The sequence below is a fragment of the Candidatus Baltobacteraceae bacterium genome, assembly GCA_036488875.1.
Taxonomy (GTDB): domain Bacteria; phylum Vulcanimicrobiota; class Vulcanimicrobiia; order Vulcanimicrobiales; family Vulcanimicrobiaceae; genus JAFAHZ01.
Genome location: DASXGW010000001.1, coordinates 199885 through 214741 on the forward strand (window position 1 = coordinate 199885; position 14857 = coordinate 214741).

Annotated in this window: 10 protein-coding genes; 7 read left to right on the forward strand and 3 right to left on the reverse strand. The window is 62.7% G+C overall.

Going from position 1 to position 14857, the window contains the following annotated elements; translation table 11 throughout:
* The first annotated feature begins 34 nt into the window (after positions 1–34).
* The 6 genes from VGG89_00805 (at position 35) to VGG89_00830 (ending at position 11474) form a co-directional block, all read left to right on the forward strand.
* Complete coding sequence (locus VGG89_00805; protein HEY1975068.1) at positions 35–1942, forward strand: hypothetical protein; 1908 nt, start codon at positions 35–37, stop codon at positions 1940–1942.
* On the forward strand, positions 1942–4071 hold the full coding sequence (locus tag VGG89_00810) for a hypothetical protein (GenBank protein HEY1975069.1): 2130 nt from the start codon (positions 1942–1944) through the stop codon (positions 4069–4071). The genes VGG89_00805 and VGG89_00810 overlap by 1 nt, the downstream gene beginning before the upstream one ends.
* Before the next feature lie 80 nt (positions 4072–4151).
* Positions 4152–7751, forward strand: a complete 3600-nt coding sequence (locus tag VGG89_00815) for a TonB-dependent receptor (protein ID HEY1975070.1) — start codon at positions 4152–4154, stop codon at positions 7749–7751.
* On the forward strand, positions 7748–9019 hold the full coding sequence (locus tag VGG89_00820) for an FAD-binding oxidoreductase (GenBank protein HEY1975071.1): 1272 nt from the start codon (positions 7748–7750) through the stop codon (positions 9017–9019). The genes VGG89_00815 and VGG89_00820 overlap by 4 nt, the downstream gene beginning before the upstream one ends.
* Before the next feature lie 8 nt (positions 9020–9027).
* Entirely contained in the window at positions 9028–10413 is a 1386-nt protein-coding gene (locus VGG89_00825) for an APC family permease (GenBank protein HEY1975072.1), read from the forward strand.
* A gap of 68 nt (positions 10414–10481) precedes the next feature.
* Entirely contained in the window at positions 10482–11474 is a 993-nt protein-coding gene (locus VGG89_00830; GenBank protein HEY1975073.1) for a hypothetical protein, read from the forward strand.
* A 76-nt stretch (positions 11475–11550) separates the two neighbouring features.
* Here VGG89_00830 and VGG89_00835 read toward each other — a convergent pair whose 3' ends face one another.
* Entirely contained in the window at positions 11551–12054 is a 504-nt protein-coding gene (locus tag VGG89_00835; GenBank protein HEY1975074.1) for a hypothetical protein, read from the reverse strand.
* A gap of 84 nt (positions 12055–12138) precedes the next feature.
* Between VGG89_00835 and hpnJ the strand changes: the two genes are divergently transcribed.
* Positions 12139–13608, forward strand: a complete 1470-nt coding sequence (hpnJ, locus tag VGG89_00840) for a hopanoid biosynthesis associated radical SAM protein HpnJ (protein HEY1975075.1) — start codon at positions 12139–12141, stop codon at positions 13606–13608.
* Here the strand turns inward: hpnJ and VGG89_00845 are convergent.
* Both VGG89_00845 and VGG89_00850 read right to left on the reverse strand, forming a co-directional pair.
* A complete protein-coding gene (locus VGG89_00845) occupies positions 13605–14315 on the reverse strand; it encodes a dienelactone hydrolase family protein (GenBank protein ID HEY1975076.1) in 711 nt (236 codons plus the stop codon). The two genes, hpnJ and VGG89_00845, sit on opposite strands and share 4 nt — an antisense overlap.
* Positions 14315–14767: a tetratricopeptide repeat protein gene (locus VGG89_00850; protein ID HEY1975077.1), complete on the reverse strand. Its 453-nt coding sequence runs from the start codon at positions 14765–14767 to the stop codon at positions 14315–14317. Before VGG89_00850 ends, VGG89_00845 begins: the two co-directional genes overlap by 1 nt.
* Positions 14768–14857 lie beyond the last annotated feature (90 nt).

Here is a 14857-nt window from a genome sequence, read left to right on the forward strand (position 1 = left end):
AAGGCGGGCGGTGGGCTGCTAATTGCTGGATGAGATGAGAGCGCCGGTTGGGTGTATTCTGCTGGCTCTCGCAGTCGCCGCTTGCAGCGGCGGCAATGCGTCTATTCCGCACGCGCCTACCGGCGGAACGCCGTCGCACGTCAAGGTAACGGTCAACTTCAAGGTTATCGTTCCAAGCGTGCGGCAGCGCAAACACGGCCGTCGTCACGAGCATTTCAGCTCGCGCCTCAAACATATTTGGTCGATTGCGGACAATACGGCCGGCATCCGGGTCCTTGCGTATGCGAGCGGTGACTTGAAGAACGCGCTCGGCAGCGTGGTTGCAAATATCTCCGCGGGTTCGGCGAAGTGCGGCGCATCCGATCCATACGGCGGGCGCACGTGCACGATCGCTCTCCAGGCGCCGCCGGGAAACGACGTGTTCGTCGCAACCACCTACGATCAGCCGCCCGCCGGGGGCAGCATTCCGAATACCGCCAAGGAACTCGGATACGGCGCCACGCCGCAGACCATTACCGCCGGAACTGCGGCCAACGTAACGCTGGCGCTCTCGGGCGTGCTGGCGAAAATTCAGTTGGACGTCGCGCCGAACTCGCTGCACACGATTCTTCCGACGACCTTGACGCTTAACGTCTACGCGCTCGACGCCGACGGCGACGTCATCGTCACGGATTCGTACGTCGACGGGAACGGCAATCCGATTACCGTCAACCTCGCGGCCGACAACACGCTGCCGCTGATTGCCAGCGCTTCGTCGTCGTCGTCCTTGCCGTCGCTGACGATCAATCCGGCTTCGCTTACGGGGCCTCCGCCCGCGGGGGTAACGCTCGCCTACGCGCCGCAAACCAACGGCATCGTCAACGGATCGAACCAAACGGTAACGATCTCGGCGAGCACCGCCTCGTCGGCCTCGATCGCGACGACACCGGCGAAGCTGGCGGCGATTGCGCCGAGTTACTCCTCGATCGTCGTGACGAATCTCGACGTCAATAATCCGTATCACGGCGGCATCGCCTTCGGCCTCGCCTCGTATTCCGACGTCGTGTACTTTACTTCAGCCGGCGGAAACGGCGCGATGAACGAGTGCTCCTCCTGCGAGGGATCGAGTCCGAGCGTCTCGGCGACGCTGGGATCGGTGACGGCGCCGATCTACGGGGGTTTTACGGGGACCGGAACGGCTCAGTACGGCAGCGGCACCATCTATACGATTGCCGGAAACTCGTGCGACACGGTCTCGGCCGGTCCGCCGCCTGCACTGACCCCGTGCGCCAGCGCGTCGGCGGCACCGATTCCCAACGGCAGCGGGATGGCGTGGGACAATACGGATGCCGGCGTTTGGTATTCGTCGGGGACGAATATTGCGTTCTATCCGCCCAACGGGGGGCCGGTGGCCACCGATATCATCGCGGATCGGACGATCGGCGGCTTTGCGATCGACAGTACGGCGAAGGCTTGGTTTATCGATACCGCGCGCAGCACGCTGCGCAGCTGCACGGTCAACGCGGGGCTCGGCGCCATGGCGTGCTCCCCCGGAACGGCGCTAGGCGTGACGCCGTTCGACATTCTCGACGTGACGAATACGAGCGGGACCGAACGGCTGCTGGTCACGGATACGGGATCGAACAAGATTCACGTCCTCAACACGAGCGGGAACGTCGTCAATACGCTATCGTTGCCGGCGGGAACGACGCCGTGGTATCTGATGCCCGATAACGTCGTGCCGGGCGTCGCGTGGTTCGATTATATGGCGAGCGGCTCAATCGGTATCGGACGGGTCGACACGAACGTGAATCCGCCGACGTTTTTGATGGCAACGGGCCCGTTCGCACCAATCTCTTCGTCGTCGCAGACGCCGACGGCGGGCGCGATGGGAACGTCGCCGGGCGGATACACGTACACGGTTTTTGACGATGCGCAAATGCTCGTACGGTGGAACCGCTGATGCGTAGAGTCATCGCACTGTTACTGCTGTTCGCGCTCGCCGCGTGTACCGGCACGGGAACGAGCGGAGTTTCCGCGACGGCGCCCGGCTCGGGATTCGTCCCGGGCGCACGCGCTGCGATGACGACCGACCGTAAGCATCGCAAACGCACCAACGCCGTGGTTCACATCGTCATTCCGCGTCGCCATCCGCGCAGACGTCACGGGCGTGGACCCGACTACGTTTCGCCGTCGACGCGCGGCATCAAGATCGTCGCGACGTGGCAAGGCGGATCGACGTCCACGTTCGTCGAGACGACCGTTGCGGCGTTGGGTCCAAAGGCGCCGGACTGTACGGCATCGTCGTCTGGGTTTAGCTGTCTGATCCCGTCGACGGTTTGGGAAGGTCCGAACAAGATTGACGTAACGGTGTACGATAAGCCGCCGTCGGGCTCGTCGTCGGGCGCGACATTTCCGTCGAACGCACAGGAGCTGGGTTTCTCGTCGATTACCCAGACCGTCACGGCGGGAGTTACACCGTCGATTCTGATTTATTTAGGCGGCGAAATCGGATCGATCAATGCCAAGCCGTTGTTCTCGTCGGTGCCGGCGGACGGCTCGTCGCACGACATCGCAATCGCGTTCAACGTCAAAGATTTTGGCGGGAATAAAATCACGGCCGGCTCGAACGATCCGTTCGCCAATCCGGTCAACGTTACGCTCACGGAAACCGGCGGCAGCGGTCATGCCGTGCTGCTGCTCAATGGCAGCGGTAGCGGCAGCAATGCGAAAATCAAGTTTTCGAACGACACGTTGGGCGTGCGTTACGACGGCGGCGGTAAGTCGGGTTATACGATCCAGGTGCAGCTTGCGGCCAACGGCGCTCCGGCCGAAACGCTGCAGGTGTCGCCGTTAATCGTCGAGGGTCCCGGCATTGCGGCGCACGCACTCGGCCTCAACGGCACCGCCATCGCAAACGCGTTGACCGTTACCGAAAAGAGCGCGCCCGCGTCGCAGACGTATAACGTCACTCGCAGCGGCTGTACCGGTATCGCAACCATCTCGGGCTTCTCGGGTTCCGGCGCGGCGGCGTCGTTCACGGCGACGGGCGGTGCGACGGGAAGCGCGAGCGGATGCTCGATTTCGGTCGCCGACGGATCTTCGACGACGCTCGTGTTGCCGGTCACCAACACGGCGATCGCCGGCGGCGTGACGATCAACGGCGTGCGGATTACCGAGTACTCGATCGGCGCGAGTCCCGGGCCGATGGCCGTGGGCCCCGACAACAATTTGTACGTCGTTGGAAACTATAGCTCCGGCAGCGGCGGCAACGAAATTCTTCCGTTCAAGCCGGCGTCGGGCGCGCCGACGATGGGAACGGCCATCCCGGTTGGCGGGTTCGCCCTACTCAACGACGTCGCGACCGCTTCCGACGGCGCGCTGTGGGTGATCGACGAAGGCATCGTCGGTGTCGATCGGATTACGCCGAGCGGTACGATCACGAAGTTTCCCTCGCCGAATAGCAACATGGACTGCACCGGCGGGATTACCGCCGGCAATGACGGCAACGTTTGGGCGCCGAGCTGCTCGGCCCTCATCGAAATCACCGTGGGTGGTGGCTTTACCATCGTCCCCACGGCCGCGAGCTCTCCAGCCGAGATCGTGCAGGGTCCCGACGGCGCGCTCTATTTTGCCGACGGAACGAACATCGATCGCTACGATCCGAACACGACGAACTTCACCCAAATCGCCGAGCCTAACGGGGCTACCGTCGCGTATCTGACGTCGGCGCCGAACGACGGTGCCAGCGGTGCGGTATGGTATACGGCTCGTAACTTCTCAACGACCACGATCAGCTACGTCGGCCGCCTCGACGTCGGAACTCAGACGGTGACGCGTACGACACAGTTCGGCAGCATTGCCACTTCCGACGTAATCAACAGCATCGCTACGGGTGCCGACAGCGCCGTGTGGTTTACCGACTCGACCAACAATCAAGTCGACCGGCTCCCCGTGGCTAACGGCAGCGTCGTGGAGACGTTCCCGCTGCCCACCGGCGCTTCCAACCCGACGTTCGTCATCCGCGGACCGGACGGCAGCATGTGGCTGTCGGAGAGCGCCGTGGGCAACGTCGTCCACGTCATTCCGTAGCCGATCCACAAACTCGACCCGGCGCTTTGTGCGTCGCCCACCTAGACGAGCAAGCACTAGCCAAGTAGACTGAGGTCAACGTGCGAGGCCTTCGCTTCGGCGCCCTTCTGGCCGCCATCGTCTGGGCTTATGCGAGTGGACCGGCTTTCGCCGGTACCACTGGAACTTTGCGCGGCGTCATCGTCGACTCCAAGTCCGGTTCGCCCCTTGCGGGCGTGAGCGTAACGGCGGACGCGCCTTCGCAGGTCGCAACGACGCTGACCGACGCAGCCGGTCAGTTCCAGTTCATCTCGTTGGCGCCAGACACGTACGTCGTGCACGCGGCGAAGAGCGGCTACGATCCGCTCGCGCAAGCCGGCGTCGTGATCTTCGCCGATCAGCCGCTGACCTTGAGCCTCGCGATGACGCCCACGCTCAAAACGATCGCTCGTGTCGCCTCGCGCGGTTCTAGCGATCAAGTACGTCCCGGTACCACGAGCGATCTCTATTCCGTCAACAACACCGGCATCCAGAAGACGATCGCGACCAGCGGCGCCGGCTCGATGAACCAGGTCTACGGCGCGATCAACAGCGTGCCGGGTGTGAACATTCCAACCAACCAGCAGGGATGGAATCAAGGCGTCTACGTCCGCGGCGGCGATTACCAGCAGGTCGCTTACGAGTTCGACGGGCTTCCGCTGACGCGCCAATCCGACCTCAATCCGATCGCGACCTTGACGGCGCTGGGTTCGCAGCAGGTCGAAGTCTATACCGGCGGCACGGCCGCGAGCTCCAACTCGTCGGGCCTGGCGGGTTACATCAATCAGATCATCAAGACCGGAACGAGTCCCGGTTACGCCGACGCGTCGCTTGGCGTAGGAACGCCGTCGTACTATCATTCGGCGACCGTCGAAGCCTCGGGCGCGACGCCGGACCGGCTATTTTCCTACTATCTCGGTCTTGCCGGCACGAACCAAGATTATCGCTACGCCGACCAGTTCAACGGCGCGTCGAATCCGCTCTACTTCTATCCGCTGGCTATCCCGACCACCAACTCGGCATTCAATATTCTCGACGGGAACTGCGCCGCGATCAAGCATCCGACGTGCTCGGCGCCGTCGTACGGCGCGGCCTTCTCGCCGGGAAACAGCTACGCCCAAGCCTTCAATCAGGACCGTGAGAACGTCGCGAACGTTCACATCGGTATTCCACATCGTCACGACCCGATGCGCGACGACATTCAACTGCTATGGGTGACCGGCGGCATCAATACCTGGTTCTACAGCTCGCAGGAGGAGCTCGGCAAGAACAACGTTGCCGCTGCCTACGGCGCGTATCCGGTAGCCTTCTTGGATTCGACGTACTACGTCGGTCCGCTCATGCAAAAGCCCAGCAACTCGTTCCTGCAGTTCAATCCGTTCCCCAACAGCATGCAGCATTCTCCCGGCGCGCCGGTTCCGACCAACGAGCGCGACGGATCGATAAACAACTATGCCATCGAGAAGTTCCAGTACCAGAAGAACTTCAACGAGCGGTCGTATTTGCGGTTTCAAGCGTACGGCGAGTACAGCAACTGGTTCATCACCGCACCGGTCAGCGCCGAGTTAGCGTTCGGTGCGGAGCTTGCGGACTACGAAGTGTACGAGCACGCGGTCGGCGGCGTGCTGACGTACTCGAATCAGCTTTCGCCCAAACATCTGCTCACCGCCGGTGCGACGTATTCGCAGCAGATCTTGCAGACGTACAACGCGACGTTTAGTTCGACGGATCCGACCGCGAACAGCCTGCTGCCGACGGGACTCGGAACGATTTTAAGCAACTACGTCGGCCGCGACGGCAACTGTTACAACTATACGACCGGGCAGCGCTGGAGCTGCTTCGACGCGGGCAGTCAGGGCGGATGTCTTCTCACCGGTTACAACGAGTTCAATCTCGGCTGTTATCCCGGACTCGCGTCTACCTTCAATCTCACGCCCGGAACGGCGCCCAAGGGATCGCCCGGCGCGAAGGCCGGCGCGCACTGGATCATGACGGAGGACGGCCGCAGCTCGCAAGTCGACGACGTCAAACCGTTGTTCTCGGGCTATTCGCTGACCGATCTCTGGCAGCCCAACGATAAGCTCACGTTCAACATCGGCGCGCGTTTCGACCACTTTGCCTATGCGACGAGCAATCTCGCCGACGCGAGCTTGTGGCCGGCGCGGCAGTTCTGGTTCACGCAGTTCAACAAGGAGCATTGCGGCGTGCTCGGCTCCGCGCCGGTGTCGACGTGGAACGGCAGCGGGTTCTCGCCGTGTCCCGCTGGGTATCTGCCGATGACCGACCCGGGCAACGGGCTGTATAACGTCGGCGCCGGGCTTTCGGTGCATAACTCGTTCCAGCCGCGCTTTTCGTTCACGTGGACGCTCAATCCCAACACCGTCGTCCGCGGCTCGGCCGGCGAATACGCCCGTGCGGAAGCCTCGTCGTATTACCAGTACAACACGGCCCAGCAGAACCTGGCGTCGTTTATCCGCCAATTCTATTCGTACGGCTATCACACGCCCGACCACGAGCTGTATCCCGATACGTCGAACAACTACGACGTATCGCTCGAGCAGCACCTCAAAGGCACCAAGATCTCTTACAAGGTCACACCGTTCTACCGGTCGACGCGCAATCAAGTGCAGTTCCAGTCGATCGACGCCCTGGGCGGAACGCTGGCCGGCCTCAACGTCGGAACGCAGAAGTCGTACGGCATCGAGCTCGCGCTGCAGATGGGCGATTTCGCGCAGGACGGTTTGTCCGGATCGCTAGCGTACACGCACACGAACAACTCGATCAGCTTCCACTTGATCAACGGCATCAGCGTCATCGACAGCCTCAACGGTCCAATCGAGCAGTATAACTCCTATACGAAGGGTTGTGCGGGCGTGACCGCGAGCTCGGCCAACTGGGCGGCGTGCGGGTCCGGCAAGTACGCGGGTAACGCCCAGCCGGTCTTCAACGGCGCCTGCGGGCCCGGATGCAGCGTGAAGAATCCGTACTATTGCCCGACGACGACGTCGTCGTGTCCGTGGTCGTTCCAACCGATTCTCGACGTCAACGCATCCTATCCGCCGTACGACGTCATTCCGTCGCCGTTTAACGCCGCTAATGGGTTCGACGTCCCCGACGTGGCGACGCTGGTGGTCAACTATCGCCACGGAAAATACGATTTTACGCCGTCGCTCCATTATTTGAGCGGCTCGCAGTACGGCTCCCCGCTGGTGTGGCCCGGATACGTTCCTCAAGCCTGCACGCGCAATCCCGCGCTCTACCCGGCCACGCCCGGCGCGTTCTGCGGATCGGGCGGCGCGCTCTTTTTACCGGATCCGTACAACGGCTATCGTTTCGACAACCTGGGGACGTACGCACAGCCGTCGCAGCTCTCGCTGAACCTGTCGGCAAGCTACGACGTCAGCGACCGGCTCACGATCGGCTTCTCCGCCGTCAACCTCTATAACAAATGCTTCCAGCGCGGATATGCGTGGGACAACCAGCAGACGTGCGTGTACTCGACCTTGCCCTCGAACATCCTCGGATCCGCCGGCAACTTCTTGATGGCGCCGCCGATTCAGGTGAAATATCCCTACGGGACGTTCTTTAACATCACCGAAGTAGGGAACTCATCGATGGAGCAACCCTTCAATCTGTTCGTCAACGCAACGCTGAAGATTTGATCGAAGCGTCCGTGTGGAGCGCCGCAACGCCCACCGGAGGGTATGCGGCGACGTCGCTGCCCGAGCGAGCGGACGTCGTCATCGCGGGAGCCGGCATCGCCGGTTTGTCCGCCGCGCTGGCCCTCGCTACGCGCGGCGCATCGGTTTGCGTAGTCGAGGCGTCGCACGCCGGTTTCGGCGCCAGCTCGCGCAACGGCGGCATGGCGCTGACCGGTCTCAAGCTCGATGCGGCGACCTTGCGGCGGCGGTACGGACTTCCGGCCGCGCGCGACATGTTCGAGGCGACGCTCGGCGCGATCGATCTCGTCGAACGTCTCGTCGAGCTTCACGGCATCGACTGCGCCTTCGCCCGCAGCGGCCATCTCGAAGTTGCGGCGAAACCGGCGCACTTCGCCGACTTCATTGGCACGGCGGAACTGCTGCGCGACGCATTCGGGCACAGGGTCCGCACGCTCGCGCGCGACGAGCTCGCGGGCGAGCTCGGTTCGGGCGCATATTACGGCGGGCTGCTCGATGAGCGGAGCGCGGGACTCGATCCGGCGCGCTACGTAGCCGGCTTAGCGCGCGCCGCCGTGTCGGCGGGCAGCGTGCTGTGTGAGAACGCGGCGGTCACAGCGGTGACGCGCGACGGCAGCGATTGGCGCGTCGATACCTCGCGCGGATCGCTGCGCGCCAAGAGCGCGCTCGCGGCGACCGGTGCGTATACCGGCAACGCGTTTGCGGCGCTGCGGCGCCGGCTCGTTCCGCTCGGTTCGTACGTCATCGCGACGCAACGCCTCGCGCCCGATCTCGCGCGCTCGCTGATCCCGCGCAATCGCATGGTCTACGACTCGAAGCGGCTGCTGCACTATTTTCGCCTGACGCCCGACGGACGGCTGCTCTTTGGCGGGCGAGCGGCGTTTCTGCCGGAAGGTCCGCGAACGGTCGCGCAAAGCGCGCAGATCTTGCGGCGCGACATGCTCGCGGTCTTTCCGCAACTGCGCGGCACCGAGATCGAATATGCCTGGGGCGGAACGCTCGATATTGCGTTCGACGTGATGCCGCATGCCGCAACGCAGGACGGAGTGCATTACGCGCTCGGCTTTGCCGGACACGGCGTCGCGATGGCGACCTTGCTCGGCACGCTGACCGGCGAGGCACTGGCCGGCGTGCCGGCGCGTCACGCGTTCGAGCGCGCGCTTCCGGCCGGCCCGGCATGGTATCGAGGACGTCCGTGGTTCTTGCCGCTCGTCGGTACGTGGCAGCGCGTGCTGGATCGGATCGCGTAGGTACCTTCATGCAGCTTCGGCACAACGCGGTATCGGCCATCGAAGCGACGCTCATTGCCATCGCGGGTACCGCGCCGGCAAATACGATTGCGACGAGCACAGCCGCGTTGATCGCGGTCGTCGGTCTGTGCGGACCGGGCGCGCTGCTGTTCGGCGCGTTGCCGATGTTGGGCATCGCACTGTCGTACTATTACCTCAACGCGTGGCGCTCCGATGCGGGGGCGGCGTACGTCTGGGTAGGCCGCGCGCTCTCGCCGGTGCTGGGATTCTTTGCCGGCTGGGCGATGCTCGTCGCGCAGGTGCTGTTCATGGTGGTGGGATCGCTCCCGGTCGCCGACGCGACCCTTGATTTGATCGCGCCGAAACTCACGCACGACGTGTTGCTCGTCACGGCGATCGGCTTCGCGTGGTTTCTCGTCGTCGTCGGCATCGTTTTATTGGGGATCAAAACCACCGCCGAGTTTCAGAAGGCCGTTACCGGCGTGCAAGTCTTGGGGCTCCTGCTGTTTGCCATTGCGGCCATCGTCAAAGGCCTGGCGCATCCGGCAAATCCGCCGAGTTGGTCGTGGTGGTCGCCGATCGGAAACCACGGCATCTCGAGTTTCGTCGCCGGCGCCATCGTCACGATGTTCTTTTACTGGGGTTGGGAAGTAACGGCGAACTTGTCGGAAGAGACCGTCGACCGCAAACGCGCACCCGGATTGTCGGGTTTGCTGGGCATGATCGTGATTTTGGCGCTCTTCTTGACGACCGTGGTGGGCGTCCAACTGTTGCTTCCGGTTCGGGCGATCGCCGACTCCGGGTCCGATCTGCTCGTCGCCTTGGCCAATGCCGCGGTGCCGCGCCCGTGGAGCGACCTCGCGATCATCGTCGTGATCGTCAGCGCCATCGGTTCGCTCGAGACGACGCTCGTGTCGGGGAGCCGAGTCGTCTATTCGATGGGACGCGACGAAGTTCTCGACGATCGGTTCGGTTCGCTCAACCCGCGCTTCCTCACACCGTGGAACGCGACGATCGCCATCGCGCTCGTATCGCTGGTCTTGTTCGCGTTGGCCGCGACCAGCAGCAGCGTGAACGCGATCTTGAGCGACTCGATCAACGCGATCGGCGTCGAGGTCGCCATTTTCTACGGGCTCTCCGCGATCGCGTGCGCGACGTACTACGCCGGCGCGGATCGCGGGGAAGTGCTGCCGTTGCTCCTGCGCCGCGTGTGGCCGATCGCCGCCGCGATCTTTGTCTTTGCCGTGGCCGCCGGGCAGGTGCTCACGGCCGGGCTGCGCGCCAACGCGACCGTCTTCGGCTTATTGCTGGCCGGGGCTGTGCCCATGCTCCTGTACCGGAAACGGTACGCCGGGAAGTTTTATCGAGGTCCAATGGAGAGGGCAGTTAATTAACCCAGAATCGGGGAAAGAAATCTATCAGTTAGTTGCTTGGAAAGGAGCGCGTTATGCGAGCGTTCAGGTTGATCTGGATACCTATCATCGCCGTCTTTTTGCTCGCCATCCCTGCGCCGTCGAGCGCGCAGGTCACCATTGGCTTTACGATCGGTCAGCCGCCGCCGCCGCTGCCGTACTATAATTCGATCCCGCAGGCACCCTATCAGAACTACATGTGGACGCCCGGTTATTGGGCCTACGGTGCGGGGGGTTACTACTGGGTGCCGGGCACGTGGGTGCAGCCGCCGCAAACCGGTCTCTACTGGACCCCGGGATACTGGGGCTATAACAACGGCGGCTACGGCTGGAACAACGGCTATTGGGGGTCGCAAGTCGGCTTCTATGGCGGAGTCAACTACGGATTCGGCTACCCCGGAACCGGATTCTACGGCGGCCAGTGGCAGCCGTCGGGCTTCCGTTACAACACCGCCGTGTGGCCGGTCAATCAGTCCGTGATCCACAACACGTACGTCGATAGAACCGTCATCAACAAGACCGTCATCAACCGCACGAGCTACAACGGCGGCAAGGGCGGAATCGTCATGCATCCCGACGCGCGCGAGCTGCAAGTGATGCACGAACGCCACGTCGACCCCACGCCCGTGCAGCGAGATCACGCCCAAGTCGCGGCTCGCGATCGCGATCTCTATGCCAACGTCAACAAAGGCAAACCGCCGGTCGTCGCGGCCGCAAAGCCGTTCGGCGCGAAGAATCCCCCGCCGAACTCCAAACCCCTAACCGATCAGGACAAGGCCGGCGCGCATCAGGACACCATGGCGCCGCAGCACAACGCGATGCAGCCGCAGCACAATGCGCAGCCGCAGCACAATGCGCAGCCGCAGCACAACGCGCAGCCGGAGCACCACAACGCGCCGCCGCCGCATAACGCGCAGCCGCAGCATAACCAGAAGCCGCCGGCGCAACCGCAGCATACCAACCAGAAACCGCCGGCGCAGGATCAGCACAAAACCAGTCCTCCGTCGGATCAAGACAAGGACAAGAAACCTCCGCTGCACTAGCTGCCAAAGTGCAAAAGCGAAGAAGGCCCTCGCCGTGCGAGGGCCTTCTTTTTGTACGCTCGTCGGTCGGTGCGGACTAGGGCGGAGGTGCCGAGGTCAGGGTGCTGACGTCGCCGCAATACGGCGCGACGTTACCGCCTTGAACCACAATCGCGTGCGGTGTAGAAACGAGATCGCTGACTTTCGCATGCGGCAGGGTGGTTTGCGACGTTCCGTTCGACAACCGCTGCAGCGCGGTTCCCGGACCGGTCGCTTGGGGTTTTCCGTTTGGCGCGCACTTGCCGCTAAAGACGACTGCGGTGGTTTCGTCGGCGGGCGCGTGAAGCGTGATCACGACGTTGTCGCCTTGCTGAGCCAACTGCGCACTCGCTTTTGGCCCCTGATTGTTCGGAGGATTCAACGTGACGGTTCCGCCGGCGACGGCGGTACCGGGTTGCGCGGGCCCCGGCTGCATGGGCTGTGCCGGTGCCGGCTGCGCCGGCTGCATTGGCGGCGGTGACGGCTGGGTCTGCGCCGAGGCGAAGCCGGTCAAGCCGACGGCCAAGCCGGCGCTTATAACGAGAAGAATCGGGCGTTTCATAGGCTGGAGGATACCCTGCTGGACCCCTGGTGCTCGCACGCTTAATAGAGAGGCTTTGGGGAGCCCGTAGAAAACCTGGGACGCATGCCTGACTACAAGAAGACGCTCTTTGTCAATCCTCCGAGTTTCGAGGGATTCGACGGAGGAGCCGGCGCGCGGTATCAGTGCCGCCGCGAGGTCCGTTCGTTTTGGTATCCCACCTGGCTCGCGCAGCCGGCGGCGATGATTCCCGGCAGCAAGCTCGTCGACGCTCCGCCCGACGATTTGACCGTCGACCAAGTGGCGCCCATGGCCAAGGATTACGAGCTCATCGTCATTCACACGAGCACGCCGTCGTTCAACAACGACGCGCGTTTTGCGGCCCGAATGAAAGAAGAGAATCCAAACGCCGTCATCGGCATGGTCGGTGCCCACGTCTTCGTGCTTCCGGAGCATTCGCTCGAGCACGCGCCGGCCGTCGATTGGGTCAGCACGCAAGAGTTCGACTACACGTGCGTCGAGATCGCGCAGGGGAAGCCGTTCGGTGAAGTCGGCGGTATCGCGTACCGCGAGAACGGCAGCTTCGTCAGAACGCCGGATCGTCCGACGATCATGGACATGGACGCGTTTCCGTCGGTGCTCGACGTGTACAAGCGCGACCTGACCATCCCGAACTACTTCAACGGCTACTTGCAGCATCCGTACATCTCGCTTTATACCGGACGCGGATGTAAGTCGCGGTGCACGTTTTGCATTTGGCCGCAGACGATCAGCGGACACCTCTACCGCGTGAAGAGCGTCGACCTCGTCGAGGCCGAAATGAAGCGCGGTAAGGAGCTGTTTCCCGAAGTCAAGGAGTGGTTCTTCGACGACGACACTCTGACCGACAACGCTCCCCGCGTTGAAGAGCTCGCGCGCCGTTTGGGCAAGCTCGGGATCACGTGGTCGTGCAACGCGAAACCCAACGTTTCGCGCAGCACGCTCGAAGTGCTCAAGGAGAACGGCTTACGTCTGCTCCTGGTGGGCTACGAGTCGGGCGTTCAAGATATTCTCAACAGCATGAAGAAGGGCACGCGGCTCGATCACATTCGCAAGTTCACCAAAGACTGTCACGAGCTGGGCATCAAGATCCACGGCACGTTTATTCTCGGCATCCCAGGTGAGACGCCGGAGACGATTCGCCAAACGATCGAGTTCGCGAAGGAAATGAATCCGGAAACACTGCAAGTTTCGCTGGCGGCACCGTATCCGGGAACGTTTCTCTACAATCAGGCGCGCGAAAACGGTTGGCTGCAAGCGGAGGAGAGCGATCTCGTCGACGTTCACGGCGTGCAGCACGCGGCGCTGAACTATCCGGGGCTGCTGACGACGGAGATGCTGTTCGAGTCGGTCGACGATTTCTACCGTCAGTTCTATTTCCGGCCGAAGAAGATGTTCTCGCTGCTGGGCGGCATGATCACCGACCCGCAAGTGATGAAGCGCCGCCTGCGCGAGGGCAAGGAGTTCTTCCAGTTCCTGCGCGAGCGCAAGAAAGTCGGAGCGGACGAAAAGGCGGCCGCAGCCGCCGCCGTTTAGCCGATTACGCCGTAAGCGCGTAGAAACGCAACGGACAACGCCCAAGCCTGCTGCGCAGCTTGGGCGTTGTAACTTTTGCGTTGATCGCAGAAGAAGCCGTGCCCGGCTTGAGAGAAGACGACTTGCTCCTGAGTTTTCTTCGCTGCATCGAGCGCGTCGGCGACGGCGCGATAGTTCTCCGGCGGAATGTGCGCGTCCAACCCGCCCCAGAACATGAGGATCGGTCCGTGCTGTTTGGGCGCGAGGCCGAGGAGATCGGGAGCGATGCCGCCGCCGTAAAACGAGATCGCGGCCGCAAACGGCGCGCGCGCGTTGGCGACGTACGACGCGCGGCCGCCCAGGCAGAAGCCGGCGTTGGCGATACTCTTGACGCTCGCTTCGCGGGCGAGGAAATCGTACGCGGCTTGCGCGTCGTCGGATAACCCGTTTGCCGTCAGCGCCGTATAGTGCGGTTCGATCGCGGACCACGCATCCTCGGTATCGTAGGGGGCATCGAAGCCGCGGACCGTGCGATGAAAGAGCTCGGGGGCGGCGGCGACCAGTCCGAGCTGGGCAAACCGCCGCGTGACGTCTTGGATGTGATCGTTAACGCCGTAGGCTTCCTGAAAGACGACGATCCCAGCGCGCGGCGCGCTCGACTCGGGCCGTGCGACGTACGTGCGCATGGGTCCGTCGGGTGTAGTGAGATCGATCCACTCGCTCGGCATTACGGAAACTCCTTAAACGATTGCTTGACGCGATACTCGCTGATCGGGTATCGGGAACGAAGGTTGGCCCACTGCGTGAGCAGCTCGTCGCTATCGGGATCGCGGCGATAACGCGTTACGCCAAGATAGTATTGCGCTTCGGGCGCGGCGTAAGTCGTCGAGAAACGCTTGAGCACGTCGACGTAGATTTCTTCGGCGCGATCGAAGCGCTTGAGACGCAAGTATGCCATGGCAAATCCGCACAGGGTGCGCGCCATGAACTCGGGAGGCGGCAAGAAGCCGTCGAAACGGTAGAATTCGTAACCGTTACCGTCGAGGATGCGAACGTCCGGCGTCCAGATGTGATGGATGCCGTGCAAAAACTGCTGGCTCTCTTTTTTCGAGTTGTCGATTTGAACCGGGATCGCGTAGTCGGTGATCGTCTTGACGACCGGGGGTTGAGGATACGTCACGGTATCCAGCGCTTGGCATCCCCCTCAACCAGGGTTGAAAACGTCCAAAAAGACGAACTTGTGTTCTTCCTTCGCGCGCCCCATGGCGGC